This window comes from Arthrobacter sp. 10N43 (assembly GCF_056394525.1).
In genome coordinates this window covers 463404-483658 of sequence record NZ_JBFTIA010000003.1, presented here as the reverse complement: position 1 = coordinate 483658, position 20255 = coordinate 463404, and the positions used below count along the sequence as shown (strand labels likewise).

The 20255-nt window shown below is 68.1% G+C and carries 17 protein-coding genes; 8 read left to right on the top strand and 9 right to left on the bottom strand.

Annotation, left to right across the window (positions count from 1 at the left end):
* The first annotated feature begins 5 nt into the window (after positions 1 to 5).
* Together AC1DDO_RS07100 and AC1DDO_RS07095 are read left to right on the top strand one after the other, a co-directional pair.
* The gene (locus tag AC1DDO_RS07100) at positions 6 to 1619 is read left to right on the top strand and encodes a peptide chain release factor 3 (protein WP_476866895.1); all 1614 of its coding nucleotides are present in this window, start codon (positions 6 to 8) and stop codon (positions 1617 to 1619) included.
* A 174-nt stretch (positions 1620 to 1793) separates the two neighbouring features.
* A complete protein-coding gene (locus AC1DDO_RS07095) occupies positions 1794 to 3155 on the top strand; it encodes a protein kinase domain-containing protein (RefSeq protein ID WP_476866896.1) in 1362 nt (453 codons plus the stop codon).
* Positions 3156 to 3220: 65 nt separating this feature from the next.
* Here the strand turns inward: AC1DDO_RS07095 and AC1DDO_RS07090 are convergent, their stop codons facing one another.
* Positions 3221 to 4429: a PucR-like N-terminal domain-containing protein gene (locus tag AC1DDO_RS07090; protein ID WP_476866897.1), complete on the bottom strand. Its 1209-nt coding sequence runs from the start codon at positions 4427 to 4429 to the stop codon at positions 3221 to 3223.
* A 97-nt stretch (positions 4430 to 4526) separates the two neighbouring features.
* Here AC1DDO_RS07090 and AC1DDO_RS07085 point away from each other — a divergent pair, with 97 nt between their 5' ends.
* Positions 4527 to 5609, top strand: coding sequence for a ferredoxin reductase (locus AC1DDO_RS07085; protein WP_476866898.1), 1083 nt, complete (start codon positions 4527 to 4529; stop codon positions 5607 to 5609).
* Between the two features lie 13 nt (positions 5610 to 5622).
* On the top strand, positions 5623 to 6840 hold the full coding sequence (locus AC1DDO_RS07080; protein ID WP_476866899.1) for a fatty acid desaturase family protein: 1218 nt from the start codon (positions 5623 to 5625) through the stop codon (positions 6838 to 6840).
* Between the two features lie 150 nt (positions 6841 to 6990).
* Here the strand turns inward: AC1DDO_RS07080 and AC1DDO_RS07075 are convergent, their stop codons facing one another.
* From AC1DDO_RS07075 to AC1DDO_RS07055, 5 genes are all read right to left on the bottom strand, one after another.
* Positions 6991 to 7626: a class I SAM-dependent methyltransferase gene (locus AC1DDO_RS07075; protein WP_476866900.1), complete on the bottom strand. Its 636-nt coding sequence runs from the start codon at positions 7624 to 7626 to the stop codon at positions 6991 to 6993.
* A gap of 14 nt (positions 7627 to 7640) precedes the next feature.
* Entirely contained in the window at positions 7641 to 9821 is a 2181-nt protein-coding gene (locus tag AC1DDO_RS07070; RefSeq protein ID WP_476866901.1) for a heavy metal translocating P-type ATPase, read from the bottom strand.
* Between the two features lie 158 nt (positions 9822 to 9979).
* Positions 9980 to 10306, bottom strand: coding sequence for an SHOCT domain-containing protein (locus AC1DDO_RS07065; protein WP_476866902.1), 327 nt, complete (start codon positions 10304 to 10306; stop codon positions 9980 to 9982).
* A gap of 169 nt (positions 10307 to 10475) precedes the next feature.
* Positions 10476 to 11849 carry a DNA repair protein RadA gene (gene radA / locus AC1DDO_RS07060; RefSeq protein ID WP_441408220.1) on the bottom strand — a complete coding sequence of 458 codons (1374 nt, stop codon included), beginning with the start codon at positions 11847 to 11849 and terminating at the stop codon, positions 10476 to 10478.
* Between the two features lie 77 nt (positions 11850 to 11926).
* Entirely contained in the window at positions 11927 to 13054 is a 1128-nt protein-coding gene (locus AC1DDO_RS07055) for an FUSC family protein (protein ID WP_476866903.1), read from the bottom strand.
* A gap of 346 nt (positions 13055 to 13400) precedes the next feature.
* Between AC1DDO_RS07055 and pstS the strand changes: the two genes are divergently transcribed.
* From pstS to pstB, 4 genes are all read left to right on the top strand, one after another.
* Complete coding sequence (pstS, locus tag AC1DDO_RS07050; protein WP_476866904.1) at positions 13401 to 14522, top strand: phosphate ABC transporter substrate-binding protein PstS; 1122 nt, start codon at positions 13401 to 13403, stop codon at positions 14520 to 14522.
* A gap of 197 nt (positions 14523 to 14719) precedes the next feature.
* Positions 14720 to 15652 carry a phosphate ABC transporter permease subunit PstC gene (pstC, locus tag AC1DDO_RS07045; protein WP_441408217.1) on the top strand — a complete coding sequence of 311 codons (933 nt, stop codon included), beginning with the start codon at positions 14720 to 14722 and terminating at the stop codon, positions 15650 to 15652.
* Complete coding sequence (pstA, locus tag AC1DDO_RS07040) at positions 15653 to 16762, top strand: phosphate ABC transporter permease PstA (RefSeq protein ID WP_476866905.1); 1110 nt, start codon at positions 15653 to 15655, stop codon at positions 16760 to 16762.
* Between the two features lie 48 nt (positions 16763 to 16810).
* Positions 16811 to 17590 carry a phosphate ABC transporter ATP-binding protein PstB gene (gene pstB / locus AC1DDO_RS07035; RefSeq protein ID WP_476866906.1) on the top strand — a complete coding sequence of 260 codons (780 nt, stop codon included), beginning with the start codon at positions 16811 to 16813 and terminating at the stop codon, positions 17588 to 17590.
* Positions 17591 to 17602: 12 nt separating this feature from the next.
* On the opposite strand, the gene AC1DDO_RS07030 is transcribed toward pstB, so the two are convergent.
* The 3 genes from AC1DDO_RS07030 to AC1DDO_RS07020 all read right to left on the bottom strand — a co-directional run bounded on the left by AC1DDO_RS07030 (position 17603) and on the right by AC1DDO_RS07020 (position 20217).
* Positions 17603 to 18616, bottom strand: coding sequence for an inorganic phosphate transporter (locus tag AC1DDO_RS07030; RefSeq protein ID WP_476867078.1), 1014 nt, complete (start codon positions 18614 to 18616; stop codon positions 17603 to 17605).
* 4 nt (positions 18617 to 18620) lie between these two features.
* The gene (locus AC1DDO_RS07025; protein WP_441408214.1) at positions 18621 to 19238 is read right to left on the bottom strand and encodes a DUF47 domain-containing protein; all 618 of its coding nucleotides are present in this window, start codon (positions 19236 to 19238) and stop codon (positions 18621 to 18623) included.
* A gap of 325 nt (positions 19239 to 19563) precedes the next feature.
* On the bottom strand, positions 19564 to 20217 hold the full coding sequence (locus AC1DDO_RS07020; protein ID WP_441408213.1) for a hypothetical protein: 654 nt from the start codon (positions 20215 to 20217) through the stop codon (positions 19564 to 19566).
* Between the last annotated feature and the right edge of the window lie 38 nt (positions 20218 to 20255).

Genomic DNA, 20255 nt, shown 5'->3' with positions numbered 1-20255 from the left:
GCATCGTGTCTCAAGAAGTCCTCAGCCCCGCCCGAGTCCAGGAGATTCACAAGCAGGCGGCCCGGCGTCGGACTTTCGCGGTCATCTCGCACCCCGACGCCGGCAAGTCCACCCTGACGGAGGCCCTCGCGCTGCACGCAAAGGTGATCGGCACTGCCGGCGCCTCCAGCGGCAAGGCCAACCGCAAGGAGACGGTCTCGGACTGGATGCAGATGGAAAAGGACCGCGGCATCTCCATCAGCTCCGCCGCGCTGCAGTTCGCCTACCGGGACACCGTCATCAACCTCCTGGACACCCCGGGCCACGCTGATTTCTCCGAGGACACCTACCGCGTCCTCGCCGCCGTGGACTGCGCCGTGATGCTGGTCGACGCCGCAAAGGGCCTGGAAACCCAGACCATGAAGCTCTTCGAGGTCTGCAAGCAACGCAACCTGCCCATCATCACGGTCATCAACAAGTGGGACCGGCCCGGGCTGGACGCCCTGGCCCTCATGGACGAGATCACCGAGCGAACCGGCCTGCAGCCGATGCCCCTGACCTGGGCCGTGGGGATCTCCGGCGACTTCCGCGGCGTCTGGGACCTGCGCAATGACCGGTTCGCGCAGTTCAAACGCAACAACGCCGGCGCCAACATCGCCCTCACCGAGTACTTCACCCCCGACCAGGCCGCCGCCAGCCAGGGCGAGGACTGGACCAACGCCGTGGACGAGGCCGGGCTGGTCATCGAATCGAACCTGGCGTTCGACGTCGAAGCCTTCCACGCCGGCCAAGCGACACCGATCCTTTTCAGCTCGGCAGCGCTGAACTTCGGCGTGAAGGAAATCCTGGACGCCCTCGTCGACTTCGCCCCGCCCGCTGCCCCGCGGCCCGACGTCGACGGCGATCCGCGCCCGGTTGATGCCCCGTTCGCCGGATTCGTCTTCAAGGTCCAGGCCGGCATGAACAAGGCCCACCGGGACCACGTTGCCTTCATCCGGGTCTGCTCCGGCATGTTCGAACGCGGCATGGTGGTCACCCAGGGGCGGACCGGGAAATCCTTCGCTACCAAGTACGCCCAGCAGGTCTTCGGCCGCGAACGCGAAGTGATCGACGAGGCCTTCCCCGGCGACGTCGTGGGCCTGGTCAATGCCTCCTCGCTCCGCGTGGGGGACAGCCTGTTCCTGGACCAGCCCGTGGAGTTCCCCGCGATCCCGCTGTTCGCCCCGGAACACTTCCAGGTGGCCCGCTCCAAGGACCCCAGCCGGTTCAAGCAGTTCCGCCGCGGCATCGAACAGCTCGAGCACGAGGGCGTCATCCAGGTGCTCCGCTCCGACATCCGCGGCGACCAGGCGCCCGTGCTGGCCGCCGTCGGCCCCATGCAGTTCGAGGTGGTCGAAGACCGGATGGCGCACGACTTCAGCGCCCCAATGCGGCTGGAACGGCTCCCGTATTCCATGGCCCGGATCTCCACCGTCGAGGCCATGCCGGCGCTGGCCAACGTCCCCGGCGCCGAGGTCCTCCTGCGCTCCGACGGCGAATACCTGGCCCTGTTCAACGACGTCTGGGCCCTGCGCCGGATCGAAAAGAACCACCCCGACCTCACCCTGGTGCCGATTGGGACCCACAACCCCGCAAAATAGCGCAAGGCGCCGGACAGAAAGACCGTCGGGACGTCTTCCGGAATCCGGTTTCCGCGTTATCATAAGTAAGCTTGCTTATTATGCGGGTGCCGGGACGAGATTTCCGGCTTCGGACTGATCCGCCTGATTCCAGCGGCGGCCCCATTAGAGGGACCACGTAGAACTTTGACAACCATGGACCCCGGTTTCCTGCTCAGCGGGCGCTACCGGATCGAAGAACTCATCGGCCGGGGCAGCCAATCAAGTGTGTACCGTGCCACGGACGAGGTCCTGAGACGCGAGGTGGCAGTCAAACTTTTCCGCGACGGCACTGTGGACGAAGAACGGACCCGCAGGCAAAGCGAGGAAGTGCGGATCCTGGCGGGGATGGCCCACCACGCCCTCGTAACACTGTTCGACGCCGGGACAGAGCTCAGGGACCCGGACCGCCGGCTCAGCTTCCTGGTGATGGAACTGGTCCGCGGCCCCGACCTGCGTCGCCGCTCGGCCGAGGGCCCGCTTTCGGCGGCCCACATGGCGCTGATCGGGCACGATCTCGCCGACGGACTGGCCCACATCCACCACCACGGCATCATCCACCGGGACGTCAAGCCGGCCAACATCCTGCTCGTTGACTACAGCGCCGAGGACCGGCGCCCGCGCGCCAAACTCAGCGACTTCGGCGTGGCCATCACCATCCGGGAAGGCCACCGCGGCGACCCCGACGACAGTTCCGGCACCCCGGCCTACCTCAGCCCCGAACAGGCCGCCGGCGAACCGGCCGGCCCTGCCAGCGACGTCTATTCACTCGGGCTGGTCCTGCTGGAAGGTCTGACCGGGAAAATGGCGTACCCGGGCGCGCCTGTCCAGTCCGCCCTGGCCCGGCTGCTCCAGGACCCGCACATCCCCGAAGAGCTTGCGCCTCTGTGGGCGACACTGCTGACCTCCATGCTGGACAGGGATCCGGCGGCCCGCCCGCCGGCCCGCGAAGTCTCCCTGGCTCTGCGCCAGGAAGTCATCAATGGCGCGGGCCGCCACCGCCGTGACCAGGCCGCGCTGCTGACCGACGAAGAAGGGCGCATGCAAGCGGTCGAGCGGTACCGGATCCTCGACACCCCCGCGGATGGCGCCTTCGACCGGATCGCGGCGCTGGCCGCACGCATGTTCTCGGTGCCCGTGGCGATTGTCAGCGTTGTGGACCATGACCGCATCTGGTTCAAGGCCCACCACGGCACGGACGTCACGGAGATCGGCCGGGATCCCGGGTTGTGCGCCTCCGCCGTCCTGCAGGGCGATGCCTGGATTGTCCGGGACGCCATCAACGATCCCCGGACGCTGACCAACCCCCTAGTAGCGGGCGAGTTCGGCCTGCAGTTCTATGCCGGGGTGCCGCTGCGCACTCCTGACGGCTACAACCTGGGCACCTTGTGCATCCTGGACCGTGAGCCGCGCGAGTTCAGCTATGAGGACACTGCTGCGCTGGAGGACCTGGCGGCGCTCGTGATGCACGACTTGGAGCTGAGGCTTCACAGCCGGCGGGCGCTCGCCGGGTTGTAAGAGACACGCCTACCGCCGCCCCCGAAGTCAGGTGCCGGCGTCGGACCCTCCTCCCGCCGGGCCGCCTACCGCCGGCCGGCGTGCAGGGCCAGTTCGAGCTCGAAGCGCGCGGTGGGATCCTCAAGGGCGTCGCCGAAGAGCTCGCGCAGCTGCGCCGCCCGGTAGCCCACTGTCTGCGGATGGATCCCCAGTTCGGCGGCAACCGGCGCCCGCTGGCCCCAGTGGCGCAGCCAGGAGAGCAGGGTTTCGGCGAGCCGCTCGCGTTGCGCGGGCCGGAGTCCTTCCAGGGGCGCCAGCCGCCGGTTCGCCAGCTCGGTGATCGCCGAGGGCTCCGCCGCGAGAATCACCTGGGCCAGGTGCTCGTCGGCCCAGATCGGGGGATCCTCGGGACCCTCGCGCGGCGGCAGGGCCGCGGCGGCCAGCACGGCCAGCCGCAGTGAATCCGGAACCCTTTCCCAGCTGCCGGAGGGCCCCACGGATGCGCCGCGCCCCTTCAGGACGCGGTCCAGGTCCTCGCGGGCGGACCGAGACTTCCGCGCCGGCACCAGCGCCACGACGTCGGTCTCACGCTCAATCACCAGGGTTCCGGGACCAAGGCGCAGCCGCAGGCCGGCGGCCCGGTCCAGCGGCAGCGTCACCACCGCCATGCGCGCAGGCAGGGACCAGTCCGCCATCGCCGCCGTCTGGCGCAGCGCCGCCTCGTCGGCCTGGCCGAGCAGGAGCAGGTCCAGCAGCTCGGTCCGCCGCCGGTCCACCGCTCCGGCGCGCTCGGACTGTTCAAAGGCATAAGCCTCGGCGCTGACCGCCGACAGCTCATCGATGTACGCGAGGATCGATTCGCCCAGATCCACCACGACCCCCTGGCCCAGATGGTGTTCCACGGAGACCTTGGACATTTCCCGGAAGGTCACACGGGCACCCATCCGGTACGCGCTCAGGAGTGCGTCCATGCTCCGCCCCTGCCGGAACTCGCCGCTGCCCAGCCCGGCCACCAGCTCCCGGCTCTCTTCGGACAACGCCGGCAGCCGGGTCCCTGGCAGTTGCAGGAACCGGTCCAGCGCCGCTGCCACGCCCCTTCTCAGGCCACGGCCGAATCGGCCCTCAATCGGCCTGGCGTACGCCGGAACGAGCTGCGGGACGGCCTCGATGATGGCCTCGACGATGCCGGGCATCCGGGGACGGAGCATATCGCTGACCTCCCGCGGCAGGGCCAGCCACGGAGGATCGTAGGCGGGGGCGGGGCCGGCGGCCTCCCGGGCGGGGGATACATTCATGGACAGTCCGTTGAGTTGTTGCGGCGGGATAGTTTTATCAAGTCGATCGTACGCCTTGGGTGAAGAAGTATGGCGCAAACTGACATAAGGTTGTTAGATGATCCGGCTCCGTAAGCTGGCGCGCGCCGCATCTCTACTGACCACCCCACTAGCTCCAGAAGACATTCTGTCGCTGTTCAATCCTGTGTTTTCCGCCCGCCAGTTGCGCGGCGTGGTCACCAGGGTGGTTCCAGAAACGGCCGATTCCGCCACCATTTTCTTCCGTCCCGGCCGCGGCTGGCAAGCACATCTTGCCGGCCAGTGGGCCCGTATCGGCGTCGAGCTCGACGGCGTCCGCCACTGGCGGTCGTATTCGCTCAGCGCCCCCGCGGGGCAGGACCCGGCCATCACGGTTACCGACATGGGCGCCGTCTCCGCGGCCCTCGTGCGCGGGACCAAGCCCGGTGACGTGCTGTTCCTGGCTCCTCCGCAGGGCGACTTCGTCCTGCCCGAACACCCGCGCCCACTGCTCATGCTCACCGCCGGCAGCGGGATCACCCCGGTGATGTCGATGATCCGCACCCTCGTACCGCACCGTCCCGACGCCGACGTCGTGCTCATCCACACCGCCCGCTCCGCCGCGGACGCAATTTTCCGTGAGGAACTCGCCGAGCTCGCCGACCAGTTCCCCAACTTCCGGGTAACGCACTGGTTCACCGGTGACCAGGGACGGCTGGACTTCAGCTCAGCCGCTGACCTGGACCGGCTGTGCCCGGACTGGCGCCAGCGCGCAGCCTATGCGTGCGGCCCTGAAGACTTCCTCAATGACACCGAGGCGCTCTGGGAGGCCGTAGGCGAGGTGGACCTGCCGGAGGCTGACGCCCCCGCAGGCTCCCTGACCATCGAGCGCTTCAGCACCAGCCTCGCCGGCGGCGCCGGGCACGACGGCGGACTGGTCACCTTCGAGGCCTCCGACCGCGAAGTCGAGGCCGACGGCGACACCCCGCTGCTCGACGTCGGCGAGGACGCCGGTGTCCTGATGCCCAGCGGCTGCCGGATGGGCATCTGCCACAGCTGCCTCATTCCACTGCGTGCCGGCCATGTCCGGGACCTCCGCACGGGCGAAGTGCACGGCGAGCCCGGCCAACTAATCCAGACGTGCGTGTCGGCAGCCGCCGGCCCCGTTAACCTCGACCTCTGAGGAGTATCACCGCATGACGATTGTTTCCAGCAAACCGGATCTATCCGACGTCGACACCACTGGCGGCGCCTCCGCAGACGGCGCCCCGGCAGCAAAGGTGGTGACCGCCGCGAAGACGCGGCCCGGCGCCCTCGCCGAGACCGGCAGCCCGCTGCTGCGTCCGCCCGCTGCTGCCCACCTTTCCGACGAGCAGGTGGCGGAGCTGGGTCGCGAACTCGACGCCATCAAGGACGACATCCTCGCCAAGCGCGGCGCGTCGGACGCCGCCTACATCCGCCGGATGATCAAGATCCAGCGCGGCCTGGAACTTTCCGGCCGTGCCGCGCTCCTGGTCAGCAAGAACAAGCCCGCCTGGATCGCCGGCACCACACTGCTGAGCTTCGCCAAGATCCTGGAAAACATGGAGCTCGGGCACAACATCCTGCACGGCCAGTGGGACTGGATGCGGGACCCGGACATCCACTCCACCACGTGGGAATGGGACTTCGTCACCCCCGCGCGGTCCTGGCAGCACACCCACAATGACCTCCACCACCGCTGGACAAACGTGGTCGGCAAGGACAACGACATCGGATACAACCTGTTGCGGATGGATCCGGAGCAGAAATGGGTGCCGTTCAACATCGGCAACCCGGTCTACAACGCGCTGCTGGCACCGGTGTTCGAGTGGGGCATCGCGATCTACGACCTCGAACTCGTGGACTACAAAGAGGGCCGGAAGTCGAAGGAAGCCTTGACCAGGGACTTGAAGGCCCTCGGCCGCAAGGCGCTGAAGCAGTTCACCAAGGACTATGCCGCCACGCCCGCCGTCGCGATGCTGACCGGTTCCGGCAAGCAGGCCCTGTACGGCACCCTGACCGCCAACGCCGTCCGCAACGTGTGGGCGCACGCGGTGATCTTCTGCGGCCACTTCCCCGAAGGCACCGACACTTTCACCGAGGAAATGGTCGAAGGCGAGACCCGCGGCGACTGGTATGTGCGGCAGATGATTGGCTCGGCCAACATCTCCGGCTCCAAGTTCATGCACCTCATGACCGGCAACCTCTCGCACCAGATTGAGCACCACCTGTTCCCGGACCTGCCCTCTAACCGTTACGCGGAGGTGGCGCCGAAGGTGCAGGAAATCTGCAAGCGCTACGGGCTGCCGTACACCACGGGCCCGCTGCTGAAGCAGGTCGGCTCCACGTGGGCGAAGATCTTCAAGCTGGCCCTGCCGCCGAAGAAGGCCTAGCCAGGCAGGCCCGACTTCAGGGTCAAACCACCCGGTTTGAACCGGTTTGAATGGGCTTGAATGGGTTTGAAGGATTAACCAGAGGGGCGTCTGCCATCGCGGCAGGCGCCCCTCGCGTCTCGTATGGGGCTTTGCTGACCGGCGGCCGGCTCAGGACTTGCTCGCCACACCAAGGATGTGGGCCAGCCGCGGGTTGCCGGGGAGGACCGAGAAGCCGAAGCGGTCGATGCGCTGCACGGTGAGGCCGGCCCCGGCGATCATGGCGGCGGTGTCGCGGTTCGGGTGGCATCCGCCTGCCACCCGGGTCCACAGCGGTGTGAGGAGGTCTTCGGCGGCCGCCAGCACGCGGTGCGCGGAGCGGACGTGTTCATAGAACAGCAGCGAGCCGCCGGGGCGCAGGACCCGGACTATCTCCGCGAGGGCGGCGGACTGGTCAGCCACGGTGCACAGCACCAAACTCGAGACGACGACGTCCACCGAGGCGTCTGCGGCCGGCAGCGCTTCGGCCACGCCGTCCTTCACTGTGACAGGCACGGGTGCCTTCGCGGCGGCCGCGCCGGCCAGCCCCCGGAGCGTGGGGTCCGGTTCGAGGGCCAGCACGGAAGTTACCGCGGCAGGGTAGAACGCGAAGGTGGCCCCGTATCCCGCGCCGATTTCGACGACGACTCCGTGCGCAGGTTCCACAAGGCGCCGGCGGTGCTCCGTTGCCCCGCGGGCGTCCATCCGCGGGCCCACCCGGGCATAGGATCGCCCGAATGATGAATCGCGGCGGCTGGTCTCCGGCATGAGGCTCCTTCCGGTCAGCGGGCCGCGGCAGGATCGAGGGTGAGCCTGCGCAGCAGCTGCGCGTTGAGGGCAACCACAATGGTCGACGCCGACATCATCACGGCGCCCGCGGCGGGGGAGAGCACCACCCCTGCGAAGGCGAGGACGCCGGCTGCCAGGGGAACAGAAATGATGTTGTACCCGGTGGCCCAGACGAGGTTTTGCCACATCTTCCGGTAGCTCGCCTTGGACAGGTCGAGCAGCGACAGCACGGCCCGGGGATCGTCGCCGGCCAGGACCACGCCGGCCGATTCCACCGCCACATCCGTCCCCCCGCCAATCGCGATCCCCACCTCCGCCCGGGCCAGCGCCGGAGAGTCGTTGACGCCGTCGCCCACCATGGCCACCTTCAGTCCGCGGCCCTGCAGCTCCGCGACCTTCTTGTCCTTGTCGGCCGGGAGGACCTCGGCGAACACTTCGTCGATGTTGAGCTCGGCGGCGACGGCGTCCGCCACCTGCCGGGCGTCGCCGGTGACCATGGCCACCGTGATGCCGCGCGCCTGGAGGGCCCGGACGGCCTGGCGCGACTCGGGCCGAACTGCATCCTCCAGGCTGACCGCTCCCACCACGGCGCCGCCGTCCACGACGTGGAGCACTGCCGCGCCGCGAGCCAGCCAGGCGCCGGTCGTGGCGGCCAAATCCTCCGGTTCCTGCAGGCCGAGTTCGCGGAGCAGGGCCGGGCCGCCCACCTGGACTACGCGGCCATCGACCGTGGCCCGGGCCCCGCGGCCCGTCAGCGCGGTGAACCCCTCCGCCGTCGGAATCTTCAGTTCCCGTTCCCGGGCGGCGGCCACGATCGAGCGGGCCACCGGGTGTTCGCTGTCCGCCTCCACAGCGGCGGCGAGAGCCAGCACCGCGTCCCGGCCTGCGGCTGAGGCCGGCCCCATGCCCGCGGTCGCGGCAACTTCCTTGAGCTCGGGTTTGCCCCTGGTCAGGGTTCCGGTCTTGTCGAACAGCACGACGTCGACCGTGCGCATGCGCTCCAGCGCCATCCGGTTCTTGATCAGGACACCGGCCCGGGCGGCCCGCTCCGTGGAGATGGCGATAACGAGCGGGATGGCAAGGCCCAGGGCGTGCGGGCAGGCGATCACCAGGACCGTCACGGTGCGGGTGACGGCCTCGGTGACGCTGCCCATCAGGGTCCAGACGACGAAGGTCAGGGCGCCGGTGCCGGCGGCGAAGTAGAAGAGGAACGCCGCTGCCCTGTCGGCCAGGGCCTGGGCCCGGGAGGAGGATGCCTGCGCCTCAGCCACGAGTCGCTGGATCCCGGCCAGGGCGGTGTCCTCGCCGATGGCGGAGACTCTGACCCGCACGGAGTTGTCCGTGGCGATGGTCCCGGCCACCACGGGATCGCCAGGTGCCCGCAGGACCGTCCGTGACTCGCCGGTGATCATCGATTCGTCGAATTCGGCCCGGCCGTCGCTGACCGTGCCGTCGGCCGGCATCCGTCCGCCGGGGCGGACCAGGATGGTGTCTCCGGCGCGGAGCATCGAGACGCTGACGGTCTCCGTGCCGGCGCCGGTGACGCGTTCCGCCTCGTCGGGCAGCAGCGCAGCCAGGGCGTCCAGCGCGCCCTGGGCCGAGCCGAGGGCGCGCATCTCGATCCAGTGGCCCAGCAGCATGATCGGAACCAGCAATGCCAGCTCCCACCAGAAGTCGAGGTCGAAGCCGCCCAGGCCCAGGCTGGTCACCCATGAGGCAATGAACGCCACGCTGATGGCCATGGCGATCAGCAGCATCATCCCGGGCTTGCGTGTCCTCACTTCGTTGAGGCCGCCCCGGATGAACGGTTGGCCGCCGTAGATGAAGATCGCCGTGCCGAATACCGGCGGAATCCAGGCGGAGCCCGGAAACGCCGGCGGCTGGTAGCCCAGGAGGTCCGCGAACATGGGGCTGAAGAAGACCACGGGAACGGCCAGGGCCAGTGACACCCAGAACCTGTCCCTGAACATCGCGACGCTGTGCCCGGCATGCTGGCCGTGGCTGTGGACAAGGTGGTCATCCGCGGCGGAGCCGGCAGCGGCTCCGGGGCCTGCAGGATGGTCTGCCCGGCCGCCCTGCGGCGTCCCGTGGATGCCGTGATGGTGGGTGCTGTGAACGCCGATGCCGGGATCTATGCCCGGATCGAGGTCCCGACTGCTGTGCCGATGGTCCATGGTGTGCGCTCCTGGAAGGTGTTCAGTCGTGTGCAGCTACGGCAAAGATACCCCCAGGGGGTATTTCTGACAAGAGCCTGGCGGCTCAGCCGACCTCGCGGTTGTGGCCACACCGAGGTAGGCCAGGAGCAGGGCATGGCGGCGGCTGAGGGGCTGCACTAGGACTCCTCGCCCAGCACCTTCAGATTCTCGCGGTACTGCTCGGCCGTGAGCTCGCCCCGCGCAAAGCGTTCGTCAAGGATCAGGCGGGCCTGGGATCGTCCGCTCGGCACTGACGGCTGTGGAGAAACGGGGGTTGGACCGGGAGGCCCGCCCTGCCCCTGCGGAGGAATCTGCCCCTGGCCCGGCAGCAGACCAGGGCCGTCATGACGAAGGCCTCCGGTGAGGAGCCGGACGGCCAGGATGACCAGCACAGTAATTCCGGCCAGCAGGAACACGCCCCACAGCCACATCCAGCCGAGTTCGTACCCGTAACCCCACATCATGTCGCACCCCTCTGGTGCGGCCGGCGCGGCTGGGACGGTTGGATCGGCCGGCCGCATCCGCCAGCCACTATCCCATCGTGCGGCCGCCGGGGCGGCGGCGTTAGGGTCCTAAGTCGCTTCTGTGTACGCCGCCGGCACGTCCCAGGCCCCGGGCCCGTCCTCCGCGGCGTCAGCTGATCAGCAGTCCCAGGGCCTCGGCAAGGTGGCCCACCTCGCGGACCGAGAACCCCGCGGGAACTGGCCCGTGCCCGTTGGGGCTGGCCGGCACCACTGCATGGGTGAAGCCGAGCCGATGCGCCTCCTGGATGCGCTGGTTGATGCCGGGGACCGGGCGGACTTCGCCGGCCAGGCCTACCTCGCCGAAGGCAATCAGCCGCTGGGGGAGCGGCTTCTTGGCTTTGGCGGAGGCCACCGCCAGGGCCACGGCGAGGTCGGTGGCGGGTTCGCTGAGCTTGACCCCGCCAACTGTGGCCACATAGGAGTCGTCCTTATGCAGCAGGCAGCCGGCGCGCTGCTGCAGGACGGCGAGCAGCATCGCCACGCGCGAGCTGTCCAGTCCGCTGGTGGCGCGGCGGGGCTGGGAGCTGGCGCTCTCGGCGAGCAGCGCCTGGACCTCGGCCAGCAGCGGCCGGCGGCCCTCCAGCGTGACCGTGATGCAGGTTCCCGAGACGGGCTCCTTGGTCCGCGAGACGAACAGCCCGCTGGGATCGGCGAGGCCCTCGATGCCGTCCTCGTTCAAATCGAAGCAGCCGACGTCGTCGGTAGGTCCGTAGCGGTTCTTGACGGCGCGCAGCAGCCGCAGCCGCGAATGCCGCTCGCCCTCGAACTGGCAGACGACGTCCACGAGGTGCTCCAGGAGCCGGGGCCCGGCGATGGAACCGTCCTTGGTCACGTGCCCGACCAGCAGCGTGGTCATGTTGCGGCGCTTGGCCGCGGCAATCAGGGAGGCCGCAACCTCGCGCACCTGGGACACCCCACCGGCGCTGCCCTCGACGTCGGCGCTGCTGAGGGTCTGCACGGAGTCCACCACCAGCAGCCGCGGCTCCAGCTTCTCCACCTGCCCCAGGGCTTGCCCGAGGTCCGTTTCGGCGGACAGGTACAGGGACTCGGCCACGGCGTCGATCCGGTCCGCACGGAGCTTGACCTGGGCGGCGGATTCCTCGCCGGTGATATAGAGGACGTCCTGCGCGGTGCGGGCGAACTTGGCCGCCACGTCCAGCAGCAGCGTGGACTTGCCCACCCCGGGTTCGCCCGCGAGGAGGATGACGGCGCCGGGCACCAGCCCGCCGCCCAGGACGCGGTCCAGTTCGTCCACGCCGGTGGGCAGGAAAGCCGCGGTGGTGGCGTCGATGTCGGCGATCCGGCGGGCCGGTTCAAGGACCGTTGTGGCCGCCGTGGTGCGGGCGACGGCGGCGCCGGTCTCCTCCACACTGCCCCATGCCTGGCATTCGCCGCAGCGGCCCACCCACTTGACCGTGGTCCAGCCGCATTCGGCGCATTTGTAGCCGGGCGCCTTGGGCCCCCGGGAAGTCTTCGTAGCCATTGGTCCACACTATCGGGGGCCGGCGACAACGAAGCGCGCCGGCCGGGCCATGTGGGCCTGCGCGGCATCGGCGGCGGCTACAGCGGGGGAAGGATGTCCCGGGCTTCCTTGGAGTCCACGCCGGCGGCCTCCAGGAGGTCCACCATGAGCGGGCGGAACAGCATGACCACCGTTTCGCCCTCAAGTAGCTGGACATCCAGCATCCGCGGATGCAGCCGGACGGCAATCTCCCGCAGCTCGGACCGGGCAGTGCGCAGATGCGCGCGGCGGGCGCCGTCGTGCACTTCCGCCAGGCCCAGCGACAGCTCATCGACGGCGGCGGCCGTCTCCTGCAGGACGTCGGCGATGTTCTGGGTGGCCTCGTCCGAGAGGGCCGCATGGTTGATGGCGCTGGTCAGGCGGCGCGCAAAAACCCGGCTGTTGCGCAGCGCGAGATCGATGTAGTCCAGTGACTGCTCCATCTGGTCCAGCTCTTCCCGGTGCCTTCGGTATGCGGGGGCCAGGGTGGCCACCTCGCCGGAGGCGCGCAGCGTCTGGCGCATGGCATCGACGAGGGGCTGGCAGTTCCGCCCCCGGATGAGGGCATGCCAGGCCTGGGTGGAATCGCTGTAGCTCAGCGCCGAGGCGCATTCCCGCAGGACCTCGGCGAGCTCGTGGAGCAGCTTCTTGACGTCATTGCGGGGTTCACGCCGGGGATCCTTGGGAACCAGGACGGTCATCAGCAGCGCAAACACCCCGCCCACCACGGCGTCGATGCTGCGCGTGAACGGCCCCCCGATCGGCGCCGGCAGGAGCACCACGAGCACTGACTGCAGGCCCAGCTGGGTGGTGAAGATGGTCCCGCTGTCCAGGAACCTCGCCAGCAGGATGGAGAACAGGAGAACGACGGCGGCCTGCCAGATCCCGGAACCCAGCCAGTGCAGCAGCAGGTCCCCGACGACGATGCCGAGCGTGCAGCCCAGGCCCACCTCGATGACGCGGCGCAGCCTCGGGTCCCGGGAAAAACCGAGGGCAATCAGGGACGATGTGGCAGCAAACAACGGCCCGTTGTGGCCCAGGACGTATTCGGCGAACGCGTAGGCGCCCACGGCGCAAGTGGTCATCTGGATGGCCGGCCCCAGGGAGTTCCGGCTCCGGACAAAGCCGGTCCGGACCCGGCCGCGCAGGAATCGTGCGCTTGCGGAGAGTCCAGTCGCGGAGGCCATGCCCTCCAGTCTATTTGCTGCCCCGGGGCGGCCGGCACGGCCGGTCTGCCCCTCCCGCCCGTTGCTCTATCAGTTGTGGTCCCCATTTTCGGGTTTTGGCGGGTCTTGGCGTGCGGAAGTGATAGCGCAACGTGGAGGGGCATGACCGATACGACTGTGACCCACAGAACACAATGGCTCCCCGGCAGATGTAAGCCAATGGCCCAGCGTCGTTAACCGGCCGTTCACCTTGGTCCGCAATTCTCTTCATCTGGGCCACTTACCGTCGGTAAAGGTACAAATCCGTACGCATCCCTGCTGGCCTTCTCCGGCCCAGCACGCAAAGCCCTGAAAGGGGTACATCTAAGTGAAGGCTCTCCGCTTCGGCCGCAACGCGGCTATCGCTGTTATCGCCGCCAGCGCACTCGCGCTGACCGCTTGCGGTTCGGACAATGCAACCAACACGGCCCAGACCGCGGCTCCGTCCGCGTCCGGCCCCAAGGTCACCGGCACCCTGACCGGCATCGGCTCTTCCGCCCAGGGCGCAGCCATGGACGTCTGGAAGACCAACTTCGCTACCGCGAACCAGGGCGCCACTGTGCAGTACTCCCCGGACGGCTCCGGCGCCGGGCGCAAGGCAATCCTCGACGGCTCGGCACAGTTCGCCGGCTCCGATGCCTACCTCAAGGATGACGAGCTCGCCAGCTCCAAGGACAAGTGCGGCCCCGACGGCGCCCTCGACATCCCGGTCTACATTTCCCCGATCGCCGTGGCCTTCAACCTGCCGGGCATCACGGACCTGAAGCTCGACGCTGCCACTGTTGCCAAGATCTTCCGCGGCGAGATCGCCAACTGGAACGACCCCGCCATCGCGGCCCTGAACCCGGACGCCAAGCTTCCGGACCTCAAGGTCACCCCGGTGAACCGTTCGGATGACTCCGGCACCACCTCGAACTTCACGGACTACCTGTCCGCCGTCGCCCCCTCGGTGTGGACCGACAAGGCCGCCGGTGTCTGGCCCGCGAGCCTGAAGGGCGAGAACGCCAAGGGCACCTCCGGCGTCGTCAAGACCGTCACCGACACCCCCGGTGCGGTCACCTACGCCGACGACTCCGCTGTCAGCGGCAAGCTCGGCACGGCGCAGATCAAGGTCGGAGACTCCTTCACGAAGATCTCCGCCGACGCTGCTGCCAAGGCAGTGGACCAGGGCAAGCCGGTTGAAGGCCGCAACGCCAACGACCTCGCCATCAAGCTGGACCGCACCACCACCGCCGCCGGCGCCTACCCGATCGTCCTGGTGTCCTACCACATCGTCTGCAGCACCTACGACACGCAGGCCACCGCTGACCTGGTCAAGGCCTTCGTCAAGTACGCAGCTTCCGACGCCGGCCAGCAGGCCGCCGCAGACGCCGCCAAGTCGGCGCCGCTGTCCAAGGCCCTCCAGGACAAGGCAATCGCTGCCGTCGACGCCATCAAGGCCAAGGCCTAGGGATAACGCCGCACCGCGAGGCATAGTGGAAACACGAGCCTGATCAAGGTTCCCTGCATCATGGCGGCCGTCACCGGCGGCCGCCATGGAGCAGGGAACCGACGCGTTTGTTCCAAACATCAAGATTTGCCGGACGCCGGCGGCGGAGGCCTCCGCAGCCGGCGCCCGGACCTCCACCCAAACCGAAGGACCGTGAAGTGACCACCACCTCCCTGACCAAGTCCCGGGGCGCAGGCCACACCGGCGACAAAGTCTTTTCCGCAGCCGCCTTGGCGGCAGGGTGTCTGATCCTCGTCGTGCTCTTCGGCGTGGCACTGTTCCTGGTCATCCAGGCGTTCCCGGCCCTCGTGGCATCGCCGGACAAGATCCAGGGCGGCGAAGGGTTCTTCACCTACATCTGGCCGCTCGTCATCGGCACCCTCATCGCCTCCGTGATCGCCCTGGTAATCGCGACGCCGATCGCGATCGGCGTCGCGCTGTTCATCTCGCACTACGCACCGCGCAAGCTCGCCTCCGGCCTGGGCTACGTCATTGACCTGCTCGCCGCGATCCCGTCCGTGGTCTACGGCGCCTGGGGCGTTGCGTTCCTCGCCAAGGAAATCTCCCCGTCCTATAACTGGCTGGCCAACAACATGGGCTGGCTGCCGATCTTCCAAGGTCCCGCCTCGGCCACTGGAAAGACCATCCTCACGGCCGGGATCGTCCTCGCCGTCATGGTCCTGCCGATCATCACGTCCCTGACCCGCGAGATCTTCCTGCAGACCCCCAAGCTGCACGAAGAGGCCGCGCTGGCCCTCGGCGCCACCCGCTGGGAGATGATCCGGATGACCGTCCTGCCGTTCGGCCGGCCCGGCATCATCAGCGCCGTGATGCTCGGACTCGGCCGGGCCCTCGGCGAGACCATGGCCGTGGCGCTGGTGCTGTCCTCCGGAGCCCTGACCGCCAGCCTGATCCAGAGCGGAAACCAGACCATCGCCGCCGAAATCGCCCTGAACTTCCCCGAGGCCAGCGGACTGAAGGTCAGCACGCTGATCGCCGCCGGCCTGGTGCTGTTCGTCATCACCCTCGGCGTGAATATGATCGCCCGCGGGATCATCACCCGGCACAAAGAATTTTCGGGAGCCAACTAAATGACCTCCACCCTGACCCCCGTGCGCAAGCGCTCGGCACTGACCAAGGGCCAGCTGCCCAAGGCCGCGCCGTACATTGTCCTGGCCGTAGCACTGGTCCTCGGTGCCGCCATCCTGGCCCTGATCGGCTTCAACGCCTTCGGCTGGGGGCTGGTCTCCGGCATCCTCTTTGCCGCCGGACTGGTCGGCTGGAGCCTGGTTGTGGAAGGCGCCCGCAAGGCCAAGGACAAGTTGGCCACCTGCCTGGTGGTGGGCGCCTTCCTGGTCGCCCTGCTGCCCTTGTTCTCGGTGATCTGGACCGTGCTGGTCAACGGCCTCCCCGGCCTCCTGGATCCCGGATTCCTCACCACCTCCATGAACGGCGTCACCGGCGCCTTCGATAACAAGACCGTCGAGGAAGGTGCGCCCCTGCTCGGCGGCATCTACCACGCGCTCATGGGCACCCTGCTGATCACCGTGCTCGCCACCCTCATCTCGGTCCCGGTGGGCCTGCTGACCGCGATCTATCTCGTTGAATACGGCGAGGACCGGGCGCTGGCCCGGGCCATCACCTTCTTCGTGGACGTCATGACCGGCATCCCCTCGATTGTCGCGGGCCTGTTCGCCGCTGCTGCCTTCTTCGCGCTGGTCGGCCCGGGCACCAAGACAGGCGCCGTCGCGGCCGTCGCACTCTCTGTGCTGATGATCCCGGTGGTGGTCCGCTCCAGCGAGGAAATGCTCAAGATCGTTCCCAACGAACTCCGCGAGGCCGCCTACGCCCTCGGCGTCCGCAAATGGCGGACCATCCTCAAAGTGGTCCTTCCGACGGCGATCTCCGGCATCGCGTCCGGCATCACCCTGGCGATCGCCCGCGTGATCGGCGAAACCGCGCCGATCCTGGTCACCGCCGGATTCGCGACCACAATCAACACCAACGTGTTCAGCGGCTGGATGGCCTCGCTGCCAACGTTCATCTACACGCAGATCCTGAACCCCACCTCGCCGTCCAACCCGGATCCGTCCTCCGAGCGGGCCTGGGGTGCGGCCCTGGTGCTCATCATCCTGGTGATGCTGCTCAACCTCGGCGCCCGCCTGATCGCCCGCGTCTTCGCCCCCAAGGCCGGCCGCTAGGCCACCGCCGCGCCCGCCGAATAAACCTCCAGCAAGTGAAGGAACACCATGTCTAAGCGCATCGACGTCAAAGACCTGAACGTCTACTACAGCAAATTCCTGGCCGTCGAAGGCGTCAACATCAACATCGAGGCCAAGTCCGTCACGGCCTTCATCGGCCCGTCGGGCTGCGGCAAATCCACCTTCCTGCGCACGCTGAACCGCATGCACGAGGTCATCCCCGGGGCGAGGGTTGAGGGCGAGGTACTGCTGGACGGGGACAACCTGTACGGTCCCGGCGTCGACCCGGTCACCGTGCGTTCCCAGATCGGCATGGTGTTCCAGCGGCCCAACCCGTTCCCCACCATGTCCATCCGGGACAACGTGCTGGCCGGCGTGAAGCTGAACAACAAGAAGATCTCCAAGGGAGAGGCCGACGTCCTGGTGGAGCGCTCCCTGCAAGGGGCGAACCTGTGGAACGAGGTCAAGGACCGCCTGTTCAAGCCCGGCTCCGGCCTCTCCGGCGGCCAGCAGCAGCGCCTGTGCATCGCCCGGGCCATAGCCGTAGAGCCCCAGGTGATCCTCATGGACGAGCCCTGCTCCGCCCTGGACCCGATCTCGACCCTGGCCATTGAGGACCTCATCAACGAGCTCAAGGACCAGTACACGGTGGTGATCGTGACGCACAACATGCAGCAGGCGGCCCGCGTGTCGGACAAGACGGCCTTCTTCAACATCGCCGGCACCGGCAAGCCGGGCAAGCTGATCGAGTTCGGTGACACCCCGACCATCTTCAGCAACCCGACCGAGAAGGCTACCGAGGACTACGTCTCCGGCCGCTTCGGGTAACCGGCAAGTCCCTTACAGGCCGGCCACCGGCGTGAGCGCCAGCTGCAGGACGAACGCGGCGGCGGCGGTGACAACCGGGGTCAGGACCCAGAACGCCAGGATGCGGATCACCAGCCGCCGGTCCGTGCCCGGGAAGGACTGGTTGGCGCCGGCGCCCAGCGTTGCCGCCGTCACCGTGTGGGTGGTGGAGACGGGCCAATGCAGCCCGATCGCGCCCACCAGCAGCATCACCGAGCTGTACATCTGGGCGACGAATCCACGCAGAGGGTCGATCCGGGTCAGCCGGTAGCCGATGGTGTAGGAAATCCGCCAGCCGCCCGCCAGGGTCCCCGCCGACAGCAGGACGGCCGTCATCACCGCCACCCACACCGGCACGGACCCGCCGTCGGAGAGCCCGGCCGCCAGCAGCGCCAGGATCACCACTGCACTGGTGCGCTGGCCGTCCTGTAACCCGTGGCCGAAGGCGACGGCGCCGGCTGCAATGGCCTGGGCCCGCCGGGACCGGGTGTTGACGACGTTGGGCGGCGTGTAGCGGGCGGCCCAGCTGGCAGGCCAGACCAGCAGGAACGACCCGACATAGGCGATCACCGGGGAGACCAGCAGCGGCAGAGCCACCTGGTACAGGAGCGAGTTGTCCACGCCGGTGACGGGGTTGCCGCCGACGGCGACGCTCGCCACGCCTGCCCCGGCGAGGCCGCCGACCAGGGCGTGCGTGGAGGAGGCCGGGATGCCACGCCACCACATATAGATACCCCAGAGGATGGCGCTCACCAGCGCGGCGAGGAGAATCGTCAGGCCGTTCGTGCCCGTCGGCAATGTCAGCCACGTCTGGCTGACGGCCAGAGCAAGCGCGGCGCTCAGTCCGGCGCCGATGAAGTTGAACAGGCTGGCCAACAATACCGCCACGGTTGGGGTCAGCGCTCGCGTCCGCACGGCCAGGGCAACCGAGGAGGACGCATCCCTGAAACCGTTGAGGAATGCGAAGGCCCCGGCGCAGAGTAGCACCAGGGCAAGGAAGAAGAACACCACGTCAGGATTCCTTGACGATGATGCTGCCCACCTGGGTGGCGATCCGGCGCATGTCCTTCGTGACTTCGACAAGCTGGTTCGCGATGTCGCGGTTGCGCGCGTACTGCATCGCCTTCATCTCGTGGAGCATGTCCGCGACCCAGACCCGGTGAGTGCGTTCGGCGCGTTTGGCCAGCCGGAGGATCTCGATCCAGTAGTCCTCGAGTTCGTCCAGGTTGTTCAGCTTCCGCATGGCATCGACCGTGAGCTCGGCCTGCCGGCTGATGATTTCCAGCTGGTCCGCTGCGCGCTTGGGCAGCCGTTCGAGCTTGTACAGGGACACGAGCTCGGCGGCGGCGTCGAGCTTCTCTATGGCCTCGTTGAGGAAGCGGGACAGCGTGTACATGTCCTCGCGCGGCAGGGGATTCACGAAGCTGGTGCGCATATGGGTCAGGAGGGCAAAGTGCAGCTCCGCCGATTTTGCCTCGTGGTTGTGCATGTCCTCCACCAGCCGGGCATGCTCACTGGCCGGGGCGCCGAGGATCTCCGAGAGTGTTCCAGTGGCCAGCACGATCTGGCGCGCCATTTGTGAGAGCAGGTTCAGTCCGGCGGACTCCTGCGGGAACAAGCGCAGCTTCACGTTGTGTCACCGGTCTTCCGAGGAGTGGGTCGCGGGTAGGCTCGGCCGCCTGTGTGACTTGACGGAGACCAGCGCATGCGCCTTACTTTACCGTCCGCGCCGGGCCCGGACCGGCCGGACGCGGCATATGACGGTGCCGGCACGCCCTCAATCAAAAGAGGGCATAAAAATGGTGCCGAACCGGATACGCCTCTCGGCGGTAGGCCGCTCTAGGCGGCTAAATGTTGAAGCCCGGGGGTTTCGCGGTTCGGCACCGCTTTCAGTTTTCTACGTAGGTTCTTTCAAGTCAACATTGACAGCCTGCCCGGGCCGTGCGTGGTGGCCCTTAGTCCAGCTCGCCCAGCCGCCACGCGTTGGCTGCGTGTTCGAGGTCTTCCGCCGTCTTGACCAGCAGGTGGGAGTTGCGGGTGAGCTTGCTGGCGTGGTTCTCGTTGCTGTGCTCGGCGTTGTCCGCAATCGTTGCCTGGCCCAGGGCAACCACGCGGCAGAACGCGGCAGAACGTTCCAGCGCGACGTCGAAGTCGCCGTCGAACGCCCCGGAGAGGATGGCGTCCGCCATGGATTTCATCTCATCCGCGCCCGGCGGTTCGGCCGCGCCGGCCACCACATGCGAAACCTGGGCCGTGTCCTTGCCTGCCTTGAAGTAGACGGAGATCCGTTCGGGGTCCTGGATGGTGGCGGCCCGCAGGGCGTAGAGGCGCCACAGGGCGCCGGGGAGGGACCGTGCGGGGCTTTCGGCCCACATTTCGGCGATCGCCTCCAGTCCCTGCTCATCGGCGAGCTTGACCAGCCGCTTGGTGACTTTGGGGTCGTCGCTGTCGCGGCCGCGGCGCACCAGCGCCTGCGCGGCCAGATGGGCCGCCTCCGAGACGCGGGCGGGATCGGCCCCGCCGGCGAACGGCTCAAAGTCGATCGGCGCGAAGGGTTTCGGCTTGTGGTGCCGCGGGCCGGGGGCGCTTGATCCTGCTTGCTCGCTCATGCCCCCACGCTACTCCAGTGCCGCCGGGGAATCGAGGA

What these genes read in the sequence shown, in the direction of transcription:
- AC1DDO_RS07095 (WP_476866896.1), top strand. Translation starts at nt 1,794, where the DNA reads ATGGACCCCGGTTTCCTGCTCAGCGGGCGCTACCGGATCGAAGAACTC.
- AC1DDO_RS07090 (WP_476866897.1), bottom strand. Translation starts at nt 4,429, where the DNA reads ATGAATGTATCCCCCGCCCGGGAGGCCGCCGGCCCCGCCCCCGCCTAC.
- AC1DDO_RS07085 (WP_476866898.1), top strand. Translation starts at nt 4,527, where the DNA reads ATGATCCGGCTCCGTAAGCTGGCGCGCGCCGCATCTCTACTGACCACC.
- AC1DDO_RS07080 (WP_476866899.1), top strand. Translation starts at nt 5,623, where the DNA reads ATGACGATTGTTTCCAGCAAACCGGATCTATCCGACGTCGACACCACT.
- AC1DDO_RS07075 (WP_476866900.1), bottom strand. Translation starts at nt 7,626, where the DNA reads ATGCCGGAGACCAGCCGCCGCGATTCATCATTCGGGCGATCCTATGCC.
- AC1DDO_RS07070 (WP_476866901.1), bottom strand. Translation starts at nt 9,821, where the DNA reads ATGGACCATCGGCACAGCAGTCGGGACCTCGATCCGGGCATAGATCCC.
- AC1DDO_RS07065 (WP_476866902.1), bottom strand. Translation starts at nt 10,306, where the DNA reads ATGATGTGGGGTTACGGGTACGAACTCGGCTGGATGTGGCTGTGGGGC.
- radA (WP_441408220.1), bottom strand. Translation starts at nt 11,849, where the DNA reads ATGGCTACGAAGACTTCCCGGGGGCCCAAGGCGCCCGGCTACAAATGC.
- AC1DDO_RS07055 (WP_476866903.1), bottom strand. Translation starts at nt 13,054, where the DNA reads ATGGCCTCCGCGACTGGACTCTCCGCAAGCGCACGATTCCTGCGCGGC.
- pstA (WP_476866905.1), top strand. Translation starts at nt 15,653, where the DNA reads ATGACCTCCACCCTGACCCCCGTGCGCAAGCGCTCGGCACTGACCAAG.
- pstB (WP_476866906.1), top strand. Translation starts at nt 16,811, where the DNA reads ATGTCTAAGCGCATCGACGTCAAAGACCTGAACGTCTACTACAGCAAA.
- AC1DDO_RS07020 (WP_441408213.1), bottom strand. Translation starts at nt 20,217, where the DNA reads ATGAGCGAGCAAGCAGGATCAAGCGCCCCCGGCCCGCGGCACCACAAG.